The organism is Agrobacterium sp. 10T429 (assembly GCF_056393925.1).
The window spans coordinates 14,797-37,076 of sequence record NZ_JBFTGV010000016.1; the positions used below are offsets into that span (position 1 = coordinate 14,797).

General features: G+C 59.9%; 16 protein-coding genes and 3 pseudogenes. 7 read left to right on the top strand and 12 right to left on the bottom strand.

The annotated features are described in order from the left end of the window. Nucleotides 1–35: 35 nt before the first annotated feature. Nucleotides 36–4,664 (bottom strand): Ti-type conjugative transfer relaxase TraA, encoded by a 4,629-nt coding sequence (traA, locus tag AC1DCP_RS25645; RefSeq protein WP_476774816.1) that lies wholly within the window; start codon nt 4,662–4,664, stop codon nt 36–38. Between the two features lie 222 nt (nt 4,665–4,886). Here traA and AC1DCP_RS25650 point away from each other — a divergent pair, with 222 nt between their 5' ends. The 5 genes from AC1DCP_RS25650 (at nt 4,887) to AC1DCP_RS25670 (ending at nt 8,455) form a co-directional block, all read left to right on the top strand. Continuing rightward, nucleotides 4,887–5,174 (top strand): TraC family protein, encoded by a 288-nt coding sequence (locus AC1DCP_RS25650; protein WP_020811898.1) that lies wholly within the window; start codon nt 4,887–4,889, stop codon nt 5,172–5,174. Next, nucleotides 5,164–5,397 carry a conjugal transfer protein TraD gene (locus AC1DCP_RS25655; RefSeq protein WP_020811899.1) on the top strand — a complete coding sequence of 78 codons (234 nt, stop codon included), beginning with the start codon at nt 5,164–5,166 and terminating at the stop codon, nt 5,395–5,397. The genes AC1DCP_RS25650 and AC1DCP_RS25655 overlap by 11 nt, the downstream gene beginning before the upstream one ends. Next, complete coding sequence (gene traG / locus AC1DCP_RS25660; RefSeq protein ID WP_025591417.1) at nt 5,394–7,313, top strand: Ti-type conjugative transfer system protein TraG; 1,920 nt, start codon at nt 5,394–5,396, stop codon at nt 7,311–7,313. The genes AC1DCP_RS25655 and traG overlap by 4 nt, the downstream gene beginning before the upstream one ends. A gap of 518 nt (nt 7,314–7,831) precedes the next feature. Beyond that, nucleotides 7,832–8,143, top strand: a complete 312-nt coding sequence (locus tag AC1DCP_RS25665) for a WGR domain-containing protein (RefSeq protein WP_013637338.1) — start codon at nt 7,832–7,834, stop codon at nt 8,141–8,143. Nucleotides 8,144–8,176: 33 nt separating this feature from the next. After that, complete coding sequence (locus AC1DCP_RS25670) at nt 8,177–8,455, top strand: HU family DNA-binding protein (protein ID WP_476774817.1); 279 nt, start codon at nt 8,177–8,179, stop codon at nt 8,453–8,455. Between the two features lie 149 nt (nt 8,456–8,604). Here AC1DCP_RS25670 and AC1DCP_RS25675 read toward each other — a convergent pair whose 3' ends face one another. From AC1DCP_RS25675 to AC1DCP_RS25710, 8 genes and pseudogenes are all read right to left on the bottom strand, one after another. Further along, a complete protein-coding gene (locus tag AC1DCP_RS25675) occupies nt 8,605–8,766 on the bottom strand; it encodes a hypothetical protein (RefSeq protein ID WP_476774818.1) in 162 nt (53 codons plus the stop codon). A 319-nt stretch (nt 8,767–9,085) separates the two neighbouring features. Next, nucleotides 9,086–9,397 carry a DUF736 domain-containing protein gene (locus tag AC1DCP_RS25680; RefSeq protein ID WP_003517402.1) on the bottom strand — a complete coding sequence of 104 codons (312 nt, stop codon included), beginning with the start codon at nt 9,395–9,397 and terminating at the stop codon, nt 9,086–9,088. A 590-nt stretch (nt 9,398–9,987) separates the two neighbouring features. Next, nucleotides 9,988–10,920, bottom strand: coding sequence for an ArdC family protein (locus tag AC1DCP_RS25685; protein WP_476774819.1), 933 nt, complete (start codon nt 10,918–10,920; stop codon nt 9,988–9,990). A 431-nt stretch (nt 10,921–11,351) separates the two neighbouring features. Then, entirely contained in the window at nt 11,352–11,951 is a 600-nt protein-coding gene (locus AC1DCP_RS25690) for a hypothetical protein (protein WP_065704110.1), read from the bottom strand. A gap of 511 nt (nt 11,952–12,462) precedes the next feature. Further along, nucleotides 12,463–12,807 (bottom strand): annotated as a pseudogene (locus AC1DCP_RS25695) (DUF1419 domain-containing protein); the annotation flags it as partial. Between the two features lie 137 nt (nt 12,808–12,944). Then, entirely contained in the window at nt 12,945–16,202 is a 3,258-nt protein-coding gene (locus AC1DCP_RS25700; RefSeq protein WP_476774820.1) for an error-prone DNA polymerase, read from the bottom strand. Next, complete coding sequence (locus AC1DCP_RS25705; RefSeq protein ID WP_476774821.1) at nt 16,199–17,710, bottom strand: Y-family DNA polymerase; 1,512 nt, start codon at nt 17,708–17,710, stop codon at nt 16,199–16,201. Before AC1DCP_RS25705 ends, AC1DCP_RS25700 begins: the two co-directional genes overlap by 4 nt. Beyond that, nucleotides 17,631–18,383: an ImuA family protein gene (locus AC1DCP_RS25710; RefSeq protein WP_476774822.1), complete on the bottom strand. Its 753-nt coding sequence runs from the start codon at nt 18,381–18,383 to the stop codon at nt 17,631–17,633. Before AC1DCP_RS25710 ends, AC1DCP_RS25705 begins: the two co-directional genes overlap by 80 nt. Before the next feature lie 282 nt (nt 18,384–18,665). On the opposite strand from AC1DCP_RS25710, the gene ligD reads away from it, so the two are divergent. Both ligD and AC1DCP_RS25720 read left to right on the top strand, forming a co-directional pair. Then, nucleotides 18,666–19,718: a non-homologous end-joining DNA ligase gene (gene ligD, locus AC1DCP_RS25715; protein WP_174069270.1), complete on the top strand. Its 1,053-nt coding sequence runs from the start codon at nt 18,666–18,668 to the stop codon at nt 19,716–19,718. Nucleotides 19,719–19,777: 59 nt separating this feature from the next. Next, nucleotides 19,778–20,542 (top strand): SOS response-associated peptidase family protein, encoded by a 765-nt coding sequence (locus AC1DCP_RS25720; RefSeq protein ID WP_035201002.1) that lies wholly within the window; start codon nt 19,778–19,780, stop codon nt 20,540–20,542. 127 nt (nt 20,543–20,669) lie between these two features. Here AC1DCP_RS25720 and AC1DCP_RS25725 read toward each other — a convergent pair whose 3' ends face one another. The 3 genes and pseudogenes from AC1DCP_RS25725 to AC1DCP_RS25735 form a co-directional block, all read right to left on the bottom strand. After that, on the bottom strand, nt 20,670–21,257 hold the full coding sequence (locus AC1DCP_RS25725; RefSeq protein ID WP_065687550.1) for a DUF1349 domain-containing protein: 588 nt from the start codon (nt 21,255–21,257) through the stop codon (nt 20,670–20,672). A 340-nt stretch (nt 21,258–21,597) separates the two neighbouring features. Then, nucleotides 21,598–21,717 (bottom strand): annotated as a pseudogene (locus AC1DCP_RS25730) (hypothetical protein); the annotation flags it as partial. A 317-nt stretch (nt 21,718–22,034) separates the two neighbouring features. Beyond that, nucleotides 22,035–22,280, bottom strand: a pseudogene (locus AC1DCP_RS25735) (methyl-accepting chemotaxis protein); the annotation flags it as partial.

Consider the following 22,280-nt stretch of genomic DNA (forward strand, 5'->3'; position numbering starts at 1 on the left):
GCATGAGGGACAAGCTCAGCACAGGTGTTAGCCATTCATTGGTTAAAGAGGATAACGCCGCGGGCGCGGTCGAGTACACGCCGGTGGCGCTCTGCTACGATGTTGTGGCTTGCCTGCATGCGGACCACCTGCTGCAGCACCTTCAGCTGTTCCCGCATTACCTCGAACGCACGGCGCTGAGCAGGCGGCACGCGATTGATAACATCCAGCTCTCCACGCAGGATAGCATTGCGGCCGAAGCGCTCGTCGAGGGCGCGGCTCACGGTTGCAAACTCCTTACTAATGGCGGGATCGAGCGAGCCGGCAGCGACGTCGAGCCTGCCGTTCTTTTTCTTCATCGCCACTGAGAGTTCTCTCAGTGCATCTTCGGCGGACGGCGACAGTCCCGGGATGGCAATGCTCATGCGCTGGCGCTCCTCAGTGATCGCCTCCCTCTCTGCATCAAATGCGGCCCTAAATGAGGTGGCCAATAACCGCACACGGCTTGCCGCCTCCGGGACGGCACGGAAAGCCTCCTTCCGCTCCTGGCCGACAGCGAGCAATTTGTCCATGATACGGCCGGAGCCTCGCAACGCGCCGTAGGCAGCGGGATCATTGCTGATGGCCGCAGCGATCCGCTCACCGGCAAAGCCCTTCAGGATCAGATCTTCAATCTTTCCGACAGCACCTGCCGGATCGCGCCAGATACGCGCTGCCGCGTTCGCAAGGGCGGCGCGATTTTGACTGTAGTGAGGAACAGCTCGCGCCCTCTCCCGCGCCTCGTGGTCGATCGGGGTTTCAAACTCTGTTACAGCTGCAAGCATTGGCAACACCGGCACCGTCTCTTTCCCAGGCAGGACGCTGGCGCCGGTAACGATCCTGGAGCGATCTTTCCTTTCGGCAAGATGCTGTTCTTCGGCAAAGCGGCGTATGGCGGCAAAAAGACGATTGAGCTTTTCGCGCCGGTCGAGGTCAAGGTCGTCCGGCATGCGCTCGATCATGTTGCGCTGGGCAACAGTGTCTGCCTTGTCGGTGAAGGCGGACCAGCCGAAGCGAGCGTTGAGAGCGTCGTTGACCCCCCTCACCTCTTGAACAAAAAGGCGATCCTCCGCCGCGTAGGCGAAGGCCGTCTTGTAGGCATCCTTGCCACCGCGCTCGCGTACGGCTTCGATTTCGGCAAGGCGCGCCATAGCCGGTTTGGAAAGCGCCGGGATCGACAACGACATATGCGCGCGCCGTTGCTCCTCTCGCATGCCGAAGCGTTCGACCTGGCGGCGGAACTCTGTGGCATGGGAACGCGCCAGCGGCAGCAATTCGGACAAGGCCGACACCGCCGCATCGCGCTCGAAGCGGGCCGCGCGGCCATCGACAAGAAGATTCGATCCACGCAGACGGCCGAGACGCTGCGGCGAGGCCTCAAGATCGTCGGCAAGCTCGCGGGGCGCAATCCGCGCGTCGGAGGCAAGCGCGTTCAGTCTTGCAAGCGCACCTTCGGGATCGCGATAGATCTTTTGCAAGACTGGGCGAAGAATGGCGTCGCGTTCCTTCCAGTGATCCGAGCGAAGCTGCGCTCGGCGGGCATCCTCGCCGACACTACGGGAAAACAATGTTTTCGGCGGGATGAGATATTGTCGATCCGTCGGAATTTTTGCCGTCCGGGTTTCGGCTCGTTCCTCACTATAGGAAACACGCTTCTCGCTTTCGATCGCGAAGCCGAGCGCCACGCTCGCCCGCTCCCAAAGCTTCGCCACTTGCTCGCGCTTCTGCGCCAGCCACGCCAGCTGCCGCGCCGCTCCGTCCTCCATCCAGGCTGCGACCCCAGAGAGCGTATCGATACCGCGACGCTGGGCAAAATCGCGGGCGTGCGCCCGGTAGCCGGCCTCGCTCTCGAAATCGAGGGTCGTCGTCTTGGCGCCGGAGCGGCCAAGACGCTCCACCAGTTGCTTGAACAGTTCCGGCCGATGGCTCTCCTCCTCGAGGCGCTGCCGGCGAACCTCTGTCGTTTCAATCCGTTTGGCAGTCCAGACGTTTCGATGGACCGTCCGTTCCTCGAGCCTCTTCTTTCCCGTTTTTTCGTCGATGACGGGCACCATCACCGTCACCCGTTCGACACCGTCCTTGCGCAGCGTCACCGTGTCGCCTTCCGACACGCCGGCCTCCTCCAGGGCGTTCGGAAGGCTTACGCCCCAGAGCCGATGCAAGCTTCCGTCGTCCGTTTTCACATCGGCGTAGGGGCTTTTATCGGCATCCTCGTCTTGCGGCCTGAACTTCGCATTGCCGGTTCCGACCAGCTCGCCCGTGACGCCTGCGGCGTGATCAACCAGGGATCTTTTCCCCCATTCCGGCTTCGGCACAAAGTCCTCGCGAGCGGCATAAAGATCGGCCCGGTCGCGATGGCGGGTCATCGACACGTATGTCAGGTGCTGATCCATCATGCTGGTTGCGAGCACGAATGTCCTGTCGACGGTCGCACCTTGGGACTTGTGAATGGTCGCAGCATAACCGTGATCGACATTGCGATAGCTGTCTTCGCTAATGACGACATCCCGGCCATTATCGAGACGGACCGATAGTTGTGGGTCGCCGTGCGTGTCGCCGGTGTAGACGACCGTGCCGAGCATGCCGTTTTTGACATATTGGGGTCCAAGCTTTTGCGCACGCGGCTCGAGGAACCGGGCGTTTTGGAGGAAGATGATCCGGTCGCCGACGGCGAACTCCCGCACGCCTCGTTCCGTTTGAAATTCACGAGAGACGGTCAGGGCGCCTTCATCTTTCATGACGTTGCGCAGCGCTTCATTGAGCCGCCTTACGTCGTCATTGGTATGGGCGAGAACGAGCAGTTCGTCACCACGCATGCGAACCGACTGTTCTTTATCGGCATATTGCTGGATGAGGTCGCGGCGAGCGCTCGTCCAGTCAGCAACGATGCGCTCCACAGCTTCAGCCCGGCTCTCCGCCTCGACAATATGCCCCCGCTGCGCATAAGCATCCAGCCCCTCCTCGACCTTGCCGCGGGCGAAAAGACGGGAGGCCTCTCGCGCCCACTCTTCACGCTGGCGCCGCACACCGGCAAGTTCGGCAGAACCAATCCGTTCGGAAATCGCCCGAAAGGCTGCGCCGGCCTGGATTGGTTGAAGCTGCATTGCATCGCCGACCAGAACCACCTTGGCTCCAGCCTCCTCGGCGCGCTTGAGCACACGCGCCATCTGCTGCGACGAGACCATGCCAGCTTCATCGATGACAAATATGTCCCGCCGGTCGAGGAGATCGCGTCCGTTCTCCCAGGCTAGTTCCCATGAGGCGAGCGTGCGCGATCTGATGCCGGAACTATCCTCAAGCCCTTCGGCCGCCTTGCCAGCAAGCGCCGCCCCGAAGACGCGGTAGTTGCCGCTCTCCCAGGCGATGCGCGCCGCGGCAAGCAGCGTCGATTTTCCCGCACCGGCATGCCCGACCACAGCGGCGATGCCAGTGTCGCCGGCGACATGATGGACAGCCTCCACCTGTTCGCGATCAAGCGTGAACGGATTTTCCGGATTGGCGGTTTCTATGGTTCTGACAGCCGCCGCAATCTTCGCCGCGGCGACGCCGAACCCCTTGCGCCGGGCCAGAACTTCCGCCGACTGCGCCATGTCATATTCGGTGCGCAGGATATCGCGTGTGGTGAAGACCGCAGGTTCGGCCACCTTGCCGGTCTGCAGGTTAGCCTGTTGCGGCTTCAACAGCACGAGGTCATTGGAGGCCATCAGCTTGGCACGTATATTGGCGAAATCAGCGGGATCGTCGACGTAGCGGTGCAGTGCCTTGGCGATGTCACGTTCGTCGAAGGTGGAGCGCTCGTTGCCGAGTTGTTTCAGGAGTAGGTACGGATCGGCCAGCAACCGGTCGGCCATCTCCTGCCGGCGCGCGAGATCGGCCGGCGCGAAATGCATCGCGACACCCTTGCGGGCAAGCGCTGCCTTTTCCGGCCCGAGATGTTTCTGGGCAATCCCGTCGAGCCCCTGTTCGGCATAGGAACGCCCGTCGAGGCGGATCTCATGGCCGGCAAGCGCCAGATGCCGATTGGCCGTATCCGCCCAGGCGATCTTCCATGCCTTCATGGTTTCCTTGTCGCCGGCCCAGAGCCTGTAGACGATCTTGCCCTTCGGTCGGTCCGGCGTGACGACCCGCAACGGCTCGCCGTCGGCGCCAAGCACCGGCACTTTCTTCGGCCCGAAACCCTGTTCCGTCAGAGGTCGAAGCGCGGTCATCAGGTGGATGTGTGGATTGCCTTGCCTGTCATGATAAACCCAGTCGGCGATCATGCCCTTGGACGTCAGGTTGTCCCGGACGAACTCGCGCACAAGGGCGATGTTCTCTGATCGCGTCAACTCTTCCGGAAGCGCGATGATCAACTCGCGGGCAAGCTGCGCGTCGGCACGAGTTTCGAATGCGTCCACTGCATTCCAAAGAGCCTCGCTGGCCGCAACGACGCTCTTCCCATCGATGGCCGCGCGCAGCCAGGCCGGTACCTGGTCCGGCAGCGCCAACTCCTCGTGTTTCAGTTCGGCGCCGCCGCCACGGTAACTGAAGGAGGTTCCGGCCTGTTCGTCCATCATCCGCGCCCGATGACGATAGGCGGCGGCCGAAACGATACTGCGTCCCGCTCCCCTGCTGATCACCTGCGCTCTGACGAACATGATCGCCACTGACGTCTCCAGTCCTTCCAGGCACGTCGCGTCAGCGACGTATATTGCGCCCTCAAATCAATCGGCCTGACAAGACCGATGCTGCTTTTCCGGAAGACGGCCCAGCTGGGATTTCCAATACAGACGTTTGGGGGCTTGTGTACGGTAGTGCTTTTGACTAACATTTTCTAGTCAGTTAAATGACGGAATAGAAATTTCCAAAGAGGTTGAGAGGACTCAATTATGACTACCAAGCCTGCGCTCATGGATATTGATGCTCAAATCGAGAAGCTTCGCGAACGAAGAAAAACTTTAATAGTAAAATCAGCTGATCGTTTCGCGCGTGCGGCGACGAAGTCGGGATTGGCGGAGATGGAGATCGCTGACGAGGAGGTGGATCGCATCTTCGACGAGATCGCAGCGCGATTTCGCAACGGCGAGAAGAAGCAAGCCGCTGGCTCACCTGCTTCGCCGCGTGGACAGGCAAATGGAGCGACTGGTTCGGAAACGGAGGTTCCTCATGACATCTGACCGAAAGAAGGGAGCGAGAGAAAAGTTCTTGCTCGGTGACATTGTCGTTCGCGCGGGCCTGTCGGACGCCGATCGGGCTTTCCTGCTTGGCGGACTTCTCGAAATGAAGCGGGTCGTGCAGGGGACACCTGAACATCGGCGTCTGTGCGATATCGGAGAGCTGGCCTTCAGGGATGCGGCATCCAACGGCGGGTTAGAACGCTTTTTGAAGGTGGCGGAATGAAGGGAAAGGCCAAACAGCATCCGAGCCTGTTGCTTATCACCATTCCCATCGCCGTCACCGGATTTTCCTTTTACGTCGCCCACTGGCGTTGGCCTGAATTGGCCGCCGGCATCACAGGCAAGACGCAATACTGGTTCCTTCGGGCGTCACCGTTGCCCGTCCTTTTGTTCGGGCCGCTGGCTGGATTGCTGGCAGTTTGGGCGCTGCCCCTCCATCGGCGAAGGCCCGTGGCATTGGCAAGCTTTCTATGCTTTTTCCTGGTGGCCGGCTTTTACGGGATGCGCGAGTTCGGTCGGCTTCAGCCGCTCGTAGAGAGCGGTGTGCTGACCTGGGATCAGGCGCTATCATTCGTCGACATGATTGCGGTCGTTGGCGCAGCGATGGGATTCATGGCGGCCGCGGTCGCGGCGCGCATCTCCAGCGTCGTGCCCGAACAGGTGACGCGCGCCAGGCGCGGAACATTCGGAGATGCAGACTGGCTGCCGATGTCGGCGGCGGCACGGCTGTTTCCCGATGATGGCGAAATCGTCATCGGCGAGCGCTACAGGGTCGACAAGGAACTCGTCCATGAGTTGCCGTTCGATCCGAACGATCCGGCCACCTGGGGACGTGGTGGCAAAGCCCCGCTGCTGACCTACTCCCAGGATTTCGATTCGACTCACATGCTTTTCTTCGCGGGCTCCGGTGGCTTCAAGACCACCAGCAACGTCGTGCCGACGGCGCTCAGATATACGGGTCCCCTCATTTGCCTGGATCCGTCCACCGAGGTGGCCCCGATGGTCGTTGACCACCGAAGAGATAAACTCAACCGAGAGGTTGTTGTGCTCGATCCGGCAAATCCGGTCATGGGATTTAACGTGCTCGACGGAATCGAGCACTCGCTAAAAAAGGAAGAGGACATTGTCGGCATTGCGCACATGTTACTCTCGGAAAGCTTGCGCTTCGAATCGTCGACTGGCTCTTACTTCCAATCGCAGGCGCACAATCTGCTGACTGGTCTTCTAGCGCATGTGATGCTGTCACCGGAATATGCAGGACGGCGAAACCTGCGCAGCCTGCGCCAGATCGTCTCCGAGCCGGAAACCTCCGTGCTCGCCATGCTGCGCGACGTACAGGAACACTCCACGTCCGCCTTCATCCGCGAAACGCTCGGCGTTTTTGTTAACATGACCGAGCAAACGTTCTCAGGCGTCTATTCGACGGCATCGAAAGATACGCAATGGCTGTCGCTCGATAATTACGCGGCACTGGTTTGCGGCAACACGTTCAAATCGAGCGAGATCGCTGGCGGAAAGAAAGACGTGTTTATCAATATCCCCGCATCGATCCTGCGGTCCTATCCCGGTATCGGTCGGGTGATCATCGGCTCGCTGATCAACGCGATGGTCGAAGCGGATGGTGCGTTCACGAGGCGAGCGTTGTTCATTTTGGACGAAGTCGATCTGCTTGGCTACATGCGCGTGCTTGAAGAGGCTCGCGATCGCGGTCGCAAGTATGGCGTCAGCATGATGCTGATGTACCAGTCCGTCGGGCAACTGGAACGGCACTTCGGAAAGGACGGCGCGGTCTCATGGATCGACGGCTGCGCTTTCGCGAGCTACGCAGCAATCAAGGCACTGGATACCGCCCGCAACGTCTCAGCCCAATGTGGAGAAATGACTGTCGAAGTCAAAGGCAGTTCTCGCAATCTCGGCTGGGGTGCGAAAAACAGCGCATCGCTCAAATCAGAAAACATCAATTTCCAGCGCCGCCCGTTGATAATGCCGCACGAAATCACCCAATCTATGCGCAAGGACGAGCAGATCATTATCGTCCAGGGCCATAGTCCGATCCGCTGCGGGCGGGCGATCTATTTCAGGCGGAAGGACATGGATATGCACGCCAGGCCCAACAGGTTTGCCAAGCTGGGACCTTGACGGCCCAGGCGTTTTCTTGCGGACCGTATTCGGCTTCTATTGGCCATTTCGTTGCCTTCATCAGCGCCAGTGCCGCGTCGATCGCCTTCTAGCGCTTCGATCAGGTCGTTGTGTCTCGTTGAAGGATGAGCATGGACACCGAAGAATTCACGATGTGCTAGCTCAACCCGTCCTAATGCTTCTCCAGTGTAGATGACAGATGCTCCTGTATCGTAGTCGTCGCGGCCGCCGCTTCCTCAAAGGGTGCCATTTGATCCTCCTTTTTCGAAAACATGCGATGCCTGAACATGGACCTACTGACGATTGGAAGCGAAGACAGCTCGCCATCTGATTTACCGGCTGTGCTCACCTCGACGATCGCGCCCGGACGTACCGTTCAGACCGGGAAGCTTGAGCGTCAGGATGATCGGACACTGCCGAAACCGCAACAGGCATCCATCACAGAAATGAATCGGAAGCGACCTTTCGATTCATAAGTCTCGTTGGACCAGATCGCGAGCATCGCCGATCATGCGGGGATGGGAACACACCACTACCAGCTTTATTGCCAGAGGATCGACGCCAACAGGAACATGGCCCGATATTACGCGCTTGCGATCCGGCCAACCCTTTTTGGCGAAATAGCCGTCGTGCGAAGCTGGGGACGGATCGGCAAGGCTGGCGGGGAGATGACCGAGGTGTTCGGCAATGAGAATGATGCGATATCGCGCTTTCTCGAATTGTTACTGCAGAAGCGCAAAAGGGGCTATCAACCGGCAAGAAGCTGTGGAAACCCCTGCAGGAGCGCCACTCTAAGGACAACGCCGCATGACAACGTAACGATCGCCTGAAAGGGTTTTCCCGTCTTTAACGAGGAAACCGTCATGACCACAACCAATGAAATCGTCGAAAAGATCGCATCCGAACAGAACCTGACCAAAGCCCAGGCGAAATCGATCGTCGAAACCGTCTTCGCGTCGATCATGACGGCAGCCACGTCCGGAGCGGAAACATCTATCCCGGGATTCGGCAAGTTCAAGATCAAGGATACCCCGGAGCGTGAGGCTCGCAATCCGGCAACCGGCGCCACCATCAAGGTTGCCGCTGCGAAGAAGCTTACGTTTCAGCCTGCCAAAGCGCTGAAAGATGTGCTGAACAAGTGAGCCACACCGCGGTAAGCGGGGTCATCAGGGGGGAGCCGCCAAAGGCAGACGGCGCAGCGTCATCGGCGCTGCTTGCCATCACGCTTAAGCTGATCTCGATCTCGATGGCAATCGGACGGTGGTGGCAGCATTGCGGGTGTATGCCACCCTCAGAAGGGCGGCACGGCCTCAACGGAACCGTCCTGCTCGGCCATGATAACGGCCAGTTCGGCCAGAGCCAGTTCCAGCTCCGCGGCAATCTGGCGACGCTCGTCTGAGTGGCAATGGTTCATCTCGGCGCGCAGTTCTTCGATATGTTGTTCCAGTAGCATCGTCATCTCCTTGACGTTTGAGAAAGATGACGCCGCGGGGCGTGAGGAAATGACGGGGTCAGGGATCGTGTCGGCGACCGCCAGAGGCGGCGAGTGGGGTGCCGGTTTTGTTGAAGCGCAGGGAACCGGAGCGGAAGCAAAATCGGGGGGCCACGCGAAGTCCTTGAGGCCGGCATTTGCTCGCGGCACGATTGGTCACTCTGAGCAGACCCCGCCTCTTCGTATCGCGACCAGAAGAAGAAGCGGGCTAGATGCCCGGTTCCTTCTTGGTTTGAACAAGGGAAAAGGCCCGCCGTTTCCGGCAGGGCTTCGTCTTTGATCAGGCGTCGCGCTTCGGGCGGTTCCAAACCAACGTATAGTCGCCTTCCCTCTCGGTCGGCCAAAGTGCCGCATTGATCGGGGCCGGAAAGCTCGGATCGTCGAGCTTGACCGAGATGTAGGGCTCTCCGTCGCCGGAAACCTGGCTCCAGGCGGCGCCGACTTCGGCCGCTCCGGACATGATCCGGAAGTCGGGAGCGTCGCGGGATGTGCGTTCGATCGGGTTCAGGCGGGCCTTCATGGAGACCGTCAGAGTGCGTACGTGGCCGAGGATGGTGTTGCCGTTGGTGGTGAATTCGCCGATGATTGCCATTGTCGTGATCCTTTCGGTTTGATCGGGCCGCGACCACCGCGTCCTCGATGACTGTCGAGTTGATCGGGGACGATCGGACCGCATCCTTAAGGGACCGGAATGCAATGGAGGGCGGCGGGAGACGGCTTTCTTGGACCGCGAGGAATGCGAACGCAGGTCGCAGGGGAAGAAAGGGGGCGATGCCGTTGCGGGAGAACGATCGAGGCGCAGCCGCTCTTCGATCAGACATGTCAAATCGAGGCCGCGTTGGCCGCGCCCACTTCCTATGCCCGAATGGATGGCAGCAATGGCCACATCGATCGTTTGGGCATTGCCGGGCCAATGCGACAAGTCCGGTGAGCGTCGCCGACCTTTCCTTCTCCTTGGCGGCTCCGGTTTTCAATCGGGCACATGTCGCCCATGCTTGCTCGTATCCGCAAACATGACCTGTTGCTGATGCGCAACGCATGAGGGCCGGTCGCAGCAAAACTGGCTCGCGCCCGCACGGAACAAGATCGCCTTCGCTTTCCTCCCGAACGGTCAATCCGCGCTGCCCGGATTCAGATTTTGGGAGCAGTACCAAAGGACGCTCTAAAAAGAGAGGGGCGCTATTACACTGCCTCCCTCGTCGCGCAGGCATCCGCCCTTGGCTGAAGACCGTGGAGATAATTGACCGCCCGCTGCGCATGCGCGGCCGCCTGGAAAATTGCCCGTTTGTCGTTGGCCAGCACCGAGAGCCATGACTGCAGATAGGACGCGTGATCCGGCCGCGGCTCAAGTTCCGGCGCGATACCGAGGTCAGCGCAGAGGAAGCAACTGCCAAGTTCGGCAATGAGTTCTTCCCGCGCTCGCTCCGTCCGGTCCTTGGCATAGCGCGACAGGTCGCGTCCCACGCGATGTTCTGCCGCCGTCCAGTGGGTCGCCTCATGGCTGAGGACTGCCGCATACCCGGCGGCATCGCGGAAGGCTTCGAACGGTGGCATCTGGATATAGTCCATGGCCGGAGAATAGTATGCCTGGTTGCCGCCGTGCCGAATGACTGCGCCGGTATTGCGGAAGAACTCGTCGGCGTGACCGATGCGCTCGATCGGGCTCAGGAGCGGTTCGGGTACGCTATGATAGTGGTCAGGCAGGCCGTCGATCTGCGCCACGTTGAACACCGTGTACGATTTAAGGAACGGAATATCGCGCTCCACCTCGCCGCCATTGCTGTCGGTCTCCGACTTGGTGAAGCGGCTTGCATAGATGACCGTCGTTCCGGTCTCGCCCTTGCGAACAGCTCCATCCAGCTGCAAGGCCTGTTTGAACGTCATCCATGTCGGCGAGACATAGCCCGTCGCTGTGCTCTCCGACCACAACAGCAGCACGTTGAGACCGCTATAGGCTTCGCCGTTGTGGCGCAGCGGCCGGGTGATCCGTCCGGTCGTGTTTGCGGCCGACCAGGGCTTCATCCACGGACGGACGCCTTTTTCCAGATCCGCAACGATCCTGTCGGTGATCCGCGCATAGAGATCGGCGCGCGCGCCCTGCCCTTTTCTTTTCATACCCTTGAACCTCCGTTTTCGGAGGTCGCGACCATCGCGACCCCGTCACGTCGGTCAAAAGCCGGGGAGATCAGGGATGAGCGCACGCGGAACGCGCCGTAACAACGTGAAGGAGGGCGAAGCCCTTGCGCGAGACCCTCGGCCCGGCAGACCGAAGGCGGGACGGGGTCGCAATGGACAGATTCCCGATCTTCATCCGCAGCCAATGCGAGGGCTTCGCCAGCAGGGCCACTTTCTGCCGCACGGTAGCCGATGGAATCTTAGCAACGGCGCGGTTGAGGTTGGGACCTTCCGTCGACGCATTGAAGTCGCGTCCCGTCGTTGATCCGAGCCGGTGGCCGGCACAGGCCCTCGTGACTTCGAGCTGACGAGAACAGGACACCTTCGTCGACGTGAACAAAGGCGGGGCCGGAGCCCCGCCGTGATGGATGTTATTCGAAGGCTGACAGCTGGACTGCTGCCGCCTTGCGGTCGAGCGTCTGGCCGGGATTTTCGACCGGCCGGTCGAAGGGTTTCCATGTTTCGCCCACCACCTGCTCATAGGCTGCGACAGCGCCGACGGCCGCCATTCTGAGCGCATATGCCTGGATGCCCATGTCGGCTGCGAATTCGCGCTTGCGCTGGGCGGCGCTCTCATAGCCGACCGGACCGTCGAGATCCTCGTCGCGGGCATCCGCAGCGCTCTTGGCGGTGGCGTTCCGCGCCTCAATGACGGCGCGGGAGTAGAACTGGCCGGCGCCATGGGCCGATCCGACATAGGCCCCGACGATGCGCTGCAGATGGATCTGCATCGCCCGGTCGCCAAGGCCATCGGAAAGTGCGGTGGCGGTTTCGACGATCAGGCGCTCGTGCATGCCACGGATGCCATCGCTGTCGACAATGGCGATCCCGAAGCTTTCGGCGATCCGAAGCGCCTGTGTTTCATCGGGGCATGAAAGGCGGACCATTTCGAGGGTGGCGCCTCTGCGCAGCGGCACGACGCGGGCGGATTGGCGGATTGATTGACGGGATTGGGTTGCTGACTTTGCCATGGTGGTCTCCTTTGCTTCGCCGAAGTGTCGGCCCCCTGGCCGTTCTGTCCTTCGGTGCGGTCGAAAGGAACAGGCGCAATCCGGGCGGATCAGGGCCCGGGCAGGCCAGATCGAGCGAAGCAGGCAGGCGGTCAAGCAGGGGTGACAAGCCCTTGCGAAGCCCGCGTGCCTGCTTTGTCGAGAGCGGCATGACCGGCCGCCCCGCGGCGCGACAGCGGCCTTGAACCGAACGGGCGCCGGTTCAGACGCCACGAAACCGAAGGACGGAACGGCCAGAGGCAAACCTCGGATGCCGAAGCTGAGAGGAAACCACGCTAGACCTGCGCCAGGCCGCGCCGATCCAACGTCCAAGCCGCAGCTTGCCCAGTCATCACAACCGCCGACGTCACTATCGGCTCGTGGTCCCGTTTGGCCTGAGCCACCCGGCAGATGTGCACGGGCACGCAATGATGCGATTGCATCCTCCTGTCGCGCGAGCTTTCACGAAAGTCCATCGACGGAGGGATTACGCCGCATAACCGCGATAATCGTCGGCGGTGCTCGACCAGATATGTTCCAGCTTCTCGTCGTGCGTCATCACAAGGGAGGGCCTGGATTCGCGTTCGATGACAGCGCTTTGCATGCGTTCGGGCGAGCTCTTGTCGGCCAGGTCGCAATAACCGCGGAAGTGCCGGATGCACCCGTCGACCGGCAGAGAGAAGAGGATGCTGGTGACCAAACCGTTCGGGAATTCGCGCATGGCGAATATCCCGGCCTTGATCGAGAGCGGCGGCAGTATCTCCAACGTGTAGTCGTGGGATGCCTCGGCGATCTCGAACCATTCGCCGCTGTAGAGCGCGCTGTCGTCCCACTCCCATACATGCTCAGCCTCGTTCGGTAATTATCGCGCTGATGTGGCACCCATGGCTGCACGCCAACTCTACTGTTTTCCCAAAAATGCTGCGGGGGCCCTCGAGGGACGCCAAGCGACGCGGCTCCCGGGATAGCGAAAAATCACTGAAAATTCCGACTTTTTATCTTCAGCGTATCGATATGGAGATCGGGTGTGAACATGTCCCGCGGGACAACAGGCTTTTGTCGATCACGCGAATCCGGCCCGCCGCCGCCGTGGGCAAACTCGTCGCCCCGCCCCGCCGGCAGCCTGAACCCGGTATCCCGATCAGCCAGACCGACAAGGTCCGCTGACAGGTCGAAGAGTTGCTGCGCGACAAGATGCACGACCTCCCCTTCCCGCTGAATCCGCCCATTGATTGCCATCATCGAGGATCCGAGCACGACGCTCCTGCGCTTCTCGAACAGTGACGGCCAGACGACGATGTTGGCAGGGCCTGTTTCGTCCTCGATGGTGATGAACATGACACCCTTGGCCGACCCGGGCTTCTGGCGCACTAGCACCAGACCTGCAGTATAAACCCATCGCCCATCCCGAGCATTCATCGCCTCCGCACAAGGGATGATGTTGCGTGCCGACAGGTCCCTGCGCAGGAACGCAACCGGATGCTGCCGTAGCGTCAAGCCCGTATGGCTGTAATCTTCGATGACGTTGTGCCCGTCCGTCATCTGCCGAAGGGCGACCTCCGGCTCCTGCTGCTCAGCAATTGCCGCCATCTCCCGCTCAGTCGCGGCGGCAAACAACGGCAATGGCTCATCACGCAGCGCCTTGATGGCCCAGAGCGCGTCGCGCCTCTCGAGTTTGAGCGATGGCAGAAAGGCATCGGCCTCTGCCAGCTGGACAAGGGCCTCCGTCGGCACGCTGGACCGGCGCCACATGTCATCGACGGATAAGAAAGGACTATTCATTCGTGCCGTCACGATCCGCGCTGCGTCAGCGACAGCCAGTCCCTTCACCTGCCGAAATCCGAGCCGGACAGCATGCCGATCAATGCTGCCGATTTTTTCCAGCGTGCAGTCCCAGCGCGAGCGGTTGACGCACACAGGTCGCACTTCGACGCCATGCTTGATCGCATCACCGACGATCTGGGCTGGAGCATAAAAACCCATCGGCTGACTGTTCAAAAGCGCCGCGCAAAAGACATCCGGATAATGGCATTTGATGTAGTTCGATGCATAGGCGATCAGCGCAAAAGATGCCGCGTGACTTTCCGGAAAACCGTAGCTGCCGAAACCTTCGAGCTGGGAAAAGGTCTTTTCGGCGAACTCCGCCGAATAACCGTTCTTGACCATGCCGGAGACGAGTTTTTCCTTGAAGCGGGAGACCCCGCCGGTGAACTTGAAGGTCGCCATCGACTTGCGCAGCTGGTCGGCCTCGCCACCGGTAAAACCGGCGCAGACCATGGCGACGCGCATGGCGCTCTCCTGAAACAGCGGCACGCCCAGCGTCTTGCCGAGCACGGCCTCAAGCTCGGGTGTGGGATATTCGACCGGCTCCTTGCCTTCGCGGCGGCGAAGATAGGGGTGCACCATGTCGCCCTGGATAGGACCGGGCCGGACGATCGCCACCTGCACGACGAGATCGTAGAAGGTGCGGGGTTTCAGGCGCGGCAACATCGCCATCTGGGCGCGGCTTTCGATCTGGAAGGTCCCGAGAGTATCGGCTTTTCTGATCATTGCGTAGGTGGCTGCGTCCTCCTGCTGGATCGTAGACAGATCGAGATTCTCGCCCTTATCCTCACGGATGAGATGAAACGCCTTTGCCATGCAGGTGAGCATGCCGAGTGCGAGCACATCTACCTTCATGAACTTCAGCGCCTCGACGTCATCCTTGTCCCATTCGATGATCTGGCGGTCCTTCATCGTCGCCGGCTCGATCGGTACGAGATCGTCCAGCCGGTCATGGGTGAGGACAAAGCCGCCAGGATGCTGGCCAAGATGTCGCGGCGCCCCCATCAGCTGCTGCGCCAATTTCAGGGTGAGCGCTAAGCGCCGGTCGTCGGGGTTGAGGTTGAGTTCCCGGATATTTCGGTCGGGCACTTCCTCCGACCAGGACCACATGCCTGATGACAGCGCCTTGATCACGTCTTCCGGCAGGCCGAGCGCCTTGCCGACATCGCGGATCGCTCCCTTGGCACGATACCGCGTAACGGTGGCGCAGAGGGCTGCCTTGTCATGTCGGTAGGTCTTGTAGATCCATTGGATGACCTCCTCGCGCCGTTCATGCTCGAAGTCGACATCGATATCCGGTGGCTCGTCGCGTTCCTGGCTGACGAAACGCTCGAACAGGAGGTCATTGGTCGAGGGGTCGATCGATGTGATGCCGAGAATATAGCAGACAGCGCTGTTGGCCGCCGATCCCCTGCCCTGACAGAGAATGCCCTGGCTTCTGGCGAAGCGCACGATCGAAAACACCGTCAGAAAATACGGCGCGTATTTCATGGTGCGGATGAGATCGAGCTCGTGCCGAACGGTCTTTAAAACATCCGGTGGCAGGCCTTCCGGATAACGGTCAGGCGCGCATTCCCAGACATAATGCTCCAGCGAGGCCTGCGCATCCTTGCCCGGCACAATGGCTTCCTCCGGGTACTGGTAGGTCAGTTCCTCAAGCGAGAACTTGCAACGACGCACGATCTCCATGCTTCGTGCCAGGGCCTCCGGATAGCGCGGAAATAGGCGAGCCATTTCTTCCGGAGGCTTCAGATATCGGTCGGCATGACGCTCGCGCTCGAAGCCGACATCGTCGATCGTGGTATTGTGCCTGATGCAGGTAACGATGTCTTGCAACTGCCGCCGACCCGGCTCATGAAACAGCACGTCATTGGTGACGACGGTTTTGACCCTGAACCGTGCCGCCATGTTGGAAATCTCATGGAGCCGCATCTGGTCGTTGGGTCGCCGGCGCAGGCAAAGCGATACATAGGCTCGATCACCAAAAACGTGCGCCAACTTGCGAAGCTGCGCGGCGCATGTGGCGTCCGGCAGATCCGGCAACAGAATGCCGATCATGCCTTCCGAGTAAGCCATGACATCGTCCCAGTGCAGAATGCAGTTGTTCTTGCCGCCGCGCGACTTGCCAAGCGTGATGAGCCGGGTCAGGCGCGAATATGCCGGACGATCCATCGGATAGACCAGCAACGACATACCGTCGGCGAGGTCGAGGCGACAGCCAACGACGAGGCGGAGACCCGTCGCTCGGGATGCTTCAAGGGCGCGGACGATGCCTGCGAGCKAATTACGATCGACGACGCCGATCGCACTGATCCCAAGGAGTTTTGCAGTATCAAACAACTCCTGCGCCGACGAGGCACCACGCAGAAACGAAAAATGTGTCGTGACCTGGAGCTCGGCATAGCTCATGCGAATATCCCGTGGCAGAACCAGCGGTGTGACCCGGTATCCGGATCAATACCGTCGCCGGAGCGGAACACCCAAAGGCGCTCACCGGATTCGTCCTCGATGACGAAATAGTCGCGCACGGCGTCCATTTCGGCGTCGTGCTGCCACCATTCCCCGAAAATGCGTTCCGGGCCGTCGGCACATTTGACCTTGCGGCGTTTGCCACGCCATGCGATGGAGACTGGCGGCCGGTCCGGCATCAGCGCGATCGCCTCGATCAACTCAGGTCTCGGCAAGAGACGAACGGGGCGGCGCCAATGGCTGATCCAGGCAACGGCGATCGGTTCGGCGACAGGGCTGATGCGCTGGACAGAGCGTTCCGGCACATCGGAGGCGACCGGTGCGACGCGATAGACCCTCTGCCCCCGGTTTCCATAGAGGTCGATCAGCGGCGTGACATCGGTGACGTCATCTTCGACCAGAACAGAGGCTTTCTGAGCCTCCTCGAGAGGCTCGGCTATCACGGCGAGCAGGATCAGCTTTTCGATCCCGAAGCCCGGCTCGATCTTTTCCGTCCGGTCCCGAAACAGTTTTGTCAGCCAGGCGACATCTCGGGCGGGCCTGGCGGTTCCGGCGCGGATGGCCTGTCTCGTGCCATCGACCTTCTCGACGATCAGGTCGGCACGGCGAACGCCAAGCCCGCGCTTCTGGAGTTCGTCAACGAGTTGGACGACCAGACGGCCAACATATTTATTGATTGTTTCCGCAGCCCCGATCGGTTCGGCGAAGGCCTTGGAGACTTCAACCAGCTCTGCCGTCCGGATCGGTTCGATCGGCTCGGCGACACGACAGAGCATCTGGTCGAGACGGCGGCCGACCTCCGGACCGAAGCGCAATGTCAGCGGGGCCCGCGGGGTATTGGCAAGCTCGCCGATTGTCTGGAAACCGAGAATGCGCAGATCAGAGACGATCTTTGACGGCAGGCGCAGAAGCGAAATCGGCAGTTTTTCGACGGCACGGGCCGTCTCGCCAGGAGGAACGACAATCGTTTCGCGATTGATTGCGCGGGCGCAAGCATGGGCAGCACCCCAGCTGTCGGCAACCGCCACGCGCGCCGTCAGTTTTCGGGCAAGAAACTGGTTGGCGATCTTCGTCACCATCGGCAGTTCACCACCCTGCAGATGATCGGCGCCTTCCGTATCCATGACGATACCATCAATCCCGTCGACGGCGACGATCGGCGAATAGATCGTCAGCGCCCAGAGCGTGATGCGATCGAGCGCGGCTTGATCGGCTTGCGAATCTGCGTCAACCAGCATCAGGCCGCGAAACAGCGACTGTGCCTTTGCCGCCGCCATGCCGGCATGCACGCCCGCCTTTCTGGCAGCCGGATCGGCGGCAGACACCCATCGCTTCGAACCGCTTCTCGCGATCACGGCGATTGGCTGTTCAGGCGGAATAGACGGATCGGCCCGACGAATGCGATCCGTCGGCAGATCCGGAAGATAGATCGAGACGACCCTTGTCATCGCACGCCCTCACGAGAAACTCAGCACACTCACCCGCTTTCACGCGCATCAATTCCAGAAACCATTGCGGCCTGCCCACCCCCGGTACCGGCAACTGCTCTGACGGCATCACGCTGACACGCCATCGCGTGGTCGAGGCCGTCGGCTGCCCAAAGTCATTGGCCTCCGTCTGTCGCCGCCATCGGCGGACCGCGAGCGCCATGGTCCCGGTTCGCTCGGCTGCAAGCTGCAGGCGGCGGGAACTGACCATAGGCAGGCGAACAAGTTCACCGACGACGGCACCAAGTCCGCCGAAGGAAAGGCCCTCCTCCATATTGGCCAGCACATCCTCTTCCTTGTCGGATTCAACAAAGATGACGCGGTCGGGATGCAGGCCCACATGGGCAAGAGCCGGAAAAAAAAGATCCGGCCGCGTCAGACACCAGATGACGGGGCCTTTTGTTCTTGCGGCAATGCCGGCAACACAAAGGGCGGCCGCTGCACCATCGACAGTACCGGAGCCACCGCCTGCAAACTCGTGCAGCGCGCCATAGGCGAGGCCCCCGCCAGGCAAGGCCGCATCGATCTCGGAAACGCCAAAAGAAAGTGTTCCGGCCCGCTTCGCGGATACCCCTTCCATCGACGCGATGCGGTCTCGCAAGTCGCAAATCACCCTCTGACGGGCAGCACTCATCGTTCACGGCTCCCTTCAAGGTCGTGTTCAAAGGATCGACATTATGTCTTACGGGCTATATGTTCATTGTTTGTTCTCGGAATGCAAAAGAGTCAAGCACCACATGGTTGAGGAATATTATCCCAGTATTAGCAAAGTCGAAGATTCGAATAGGATTCAAGGAGGTAAGGGGAAACAGAAATTTTTGCAGCCCTTGCGTCCGTCGGGTTCAAAACGGTGGATAGCGGGGATAGATGAACGGCGTCACAATCTTCTTAAGGTTTTCGTGCTGAACTCGTTTACATGACGAAGCCACCGAGATCAAAGCCGCTCCTTCGTGATACCGAAGCTCCGCTACGGTCAAAGCCGCGTCGGAAGCGCAATCCCGCACAGCCACAGCTGCTGTTTGATCCGATGCCCGATCGCGTCGAGCCGGCGCTCGCCCAATTGAAGGCACACCCTCCACAAGGCGACCAATGGAGCTGGGAGCTGAAATGGGATGGCTATCGCCTGGCTATCCATATCGAGCCGACAGGGGTCCGCATCCTCACGCGTGGTGGCCATGACTGGACGCACCGGTTTCCGGCGATCGAGCAGGCTGCCCGGGCGCTTGGTCCGGCAACGATGATCATTGATGGCGAGGCGGTTGTGCTTGACGATGAAGGGCGGCCGGATTTCGGGCTGCTGCAGAAATCGTTGGGTGCGTCTGGAAAGACGGCTGGCAACCGAGCTTCGGACGCCATCCTCTACGCGTTCGATCTTATTTATCTCGACGGCCATGACCTGCGCAACGCGGAGTACCGTTCGCGCCGGCATCTTCTCGAGGATACGCTGAAGGGGCACGACGGCGCGATCCGCCTTTCGGAAACCATTGACGCCAATCCCGCGATCCTGCTGGAACACGTTGGCAGCCTTGGTCTCGAGGGCATTGTCGGCAAGCAATTGGATCAACCCTATCGCTCCGGCCGGACCGGCGACTGGGTCAAGATCAAGTGCGTTAAGAGCGAAGCCTTTATGGTTGTTGGCTACGAGCCATCGACGGCATCTCCCGACGGCTTCGGCTCTTTGGTGCTTGCTGCCTATCGCGGTGACGAGCTCGTTCATGTCGGGAACGTCGGGACGGGCTTCAGGCAAGCCGAGATGAACAGGCTGCGCAAGATGATCGACAGGCTGCGCTGGAATCGGAAACAGCCGCCTGTTCCCTATGCCGAAAAGGCAGACATCGTTTGGGTCGAGCCGACTTTGATTGCCGAGATCGAGTTTCGGGCCTGGACGGCGGACGGCAAGCTACGCCATGCTTCCTACAAGGGATTGCGGGAACGACAAGACAATGCCGACGTTTACAGGCTCCAGTAGCGAAGTAGGCGCGATGCCGTGAACACACGGCATCTGCTTCAAGCGGAGGGCTTTCCAGCATGTGCAACCTTTATCGGATGGAAGACAAGGACTGGGTCTCCAAATGGGCTCAGGACGCCGAAAGCCTGATCAACCTGATGCCAGCCTATCAGATGAACCCCGACCAAATGGGGCCGATCGTCCGCAACACGGCGGAAGGCAAGAAGCAGCTTGTGCATGCGCGATGGGGATTACCTTCCCCTCGCTTCGCCTTGGAGAAAGCGGCCAAAGCCAAGGCCGAGAAGCTCGCGGCCAAGGGCAAGCCATTTGATCTCGAGGAGCTGATCCGCATGGAGGCCGACCGCGGCACGACAAACGTGCGTAAGCTCAATTTCCCGCACTGGACGCGATGGTTCGACGTCGAACACAGATGCCTTGTCCCAGTCACCAGCTTCGCCGAACCGGATCCGGCGAGCAGAGAGGAAGGCGGCAATGTGCCCAATGCCTGGTTTGCCCGCGATGACGAGAAATCGCTGATGTTTTTTGCCGGCATCCATGTGCCGCAATGGAAGAGCGTCCGGAAGGTTCGGGACGGACTCACGATCGACGACCTCTATGGTTTTCTGACCACAGACCCCAACGATCTCGTGAAACCGATCCATGAGAAAGCCATGCCGGTTCTGTTGCTGACGAAGGAGGACACGGACATCTGGATGCGGGCGCCGTGGGACGAGGCAAAACATCTTGTCCGCCCGCTTCAGAACGATGCGTTGATTATTTCGTCGCGAGAACCGTACGGGTCCACCGTCGTGTCGAAATCGGGCGAACCGGTTGACCAAGACTGATTTATGTAGTGTCTGATCAGGCGGCACTGGCGCCGAGAGGCCGTGGCTGCTCGTATCCCTTTACTGGCACCTGTTACAAGGACGATAGATCGAGGCGGCATTTACGAAGAACTCTCTTGTATAGCTGCTAGCTGGACAGGTCGTGGAGATCGGTAGTGATCGCCGCACCGACTGAAAACTCCGAAAACCGGACATCCAGTCCGCCACGCTCAGGCGTACAAGCAGTCAACCCAACGAAATAATGGGAAACTTTAGGAAACGGAGCAAGCCGCAGCAACGGCCAAATGCTCCCATTGGAGGATGCCTGAATACGCATCGTGCCTTCCTTCAATGTAATCCGGATATAGAAATCTTCAAGTTCCTTGAAGGGCTGGGACACTGACCAGTCGGATTTTCCATCGGTGATGACTGTGCTGAGAAACCGTTCGCCATCTGTAAACTCAACGCCTGACTTCACCCATCGATTTTCATCAATGCGCACCATAAGACCGGCCTGATCGTAGAGAGACCGGAATTCGCCTTGGACGCGGACACTCGCTGTGAAACCATCCACGACCATTACACCTAGGAAATGGCCACTGTCGCGCGTGAAGCCGTAATGTGTTTCACGCCAGAAGTCAGTGTTTGCTTCGGTGGTTAAAGAGAGACCCGTCTCGGTGGCTTCCCACACTACAGGTTTATTCAGCCACTCAGCTTCTTTGAGATTAACGTCCACGGCACTGTCTCCGGAATTGCCCTTACATCACTGCTGGTGGGGCTATTGCCCGACTCAACGGATACCCGTGATCATAAACTCGGTAAAGTGAGTGTTGGCCTGCTGCCGGTTTCGTGGACACCAAGTTAAGGTGCTTCCAATGAAACTGGAGTGCATAAATGCAACGAAGGGAGTTCAGCCGCGAGTACAAGCTTGAGGCAGTGAAGTTGGTTAGGGAGCGTGAGGTCACACCCTCACCGAAGCGCTCGGCAAAAATCTTTCGATGGCAGTTGGTAGCACTATAGACAAAGCGCCTGACGGACAGATGCAATGCGATCCGTCGACCCGTACGCGGCAGATCACCGATCACCCGAGGGTAACGGCTATGAACTCGACGGGAAACGGTCCCGCAACGGGGACATATGGAGTCCGTTGACCCGGCGGACGCAGTGACAACGATCGCATCGGTGGCATCATGCATCGATTCAACGTTCAAACTGGCCGGGATCAGGTCGGAAGTCAAAACTGGGCTCGCATGGCGCTGATTCCACTTCGGAAATCACACCAATTGAATCCGAAACATCATCGAGAATGAGTCCGTGCCCAAAAAGATCCCCACGGCCATAGTCGCGACGCGCTGCGTGAAGGATAATGTATTGCGAAGATTGCCAGACATGTTCGTCACCGCCCCTCTGGCATAAACTATGCCACGCAAACGATTTCCGATTGCGTGGCATAGTCCTTGATTGGCGGCGGGGATATCCCCCGCCGATGCTCATGTCGTTGACCGATCGCCGATCAAAACTCCTGCCAGTCGTCCTTTGACGTATCGACAGCAGCGTTACCAGAGAATGCGGATGCAATCTTGCGGCCAAGCGCGCGTACGGGGGATGCTACGTATCTGTCGTTGCCGCCGGCATTGCGAACCGGAGCGGGCTGGCTCTTCTGCTGATAGGCGGTATCGGCGAGCTTGAACTGCGCGAGAAGCTGGTTGAGCGAAGCTACCTCCTTGGCCAGATTGTGGCTGGCGGCGTTGGTCTCTTC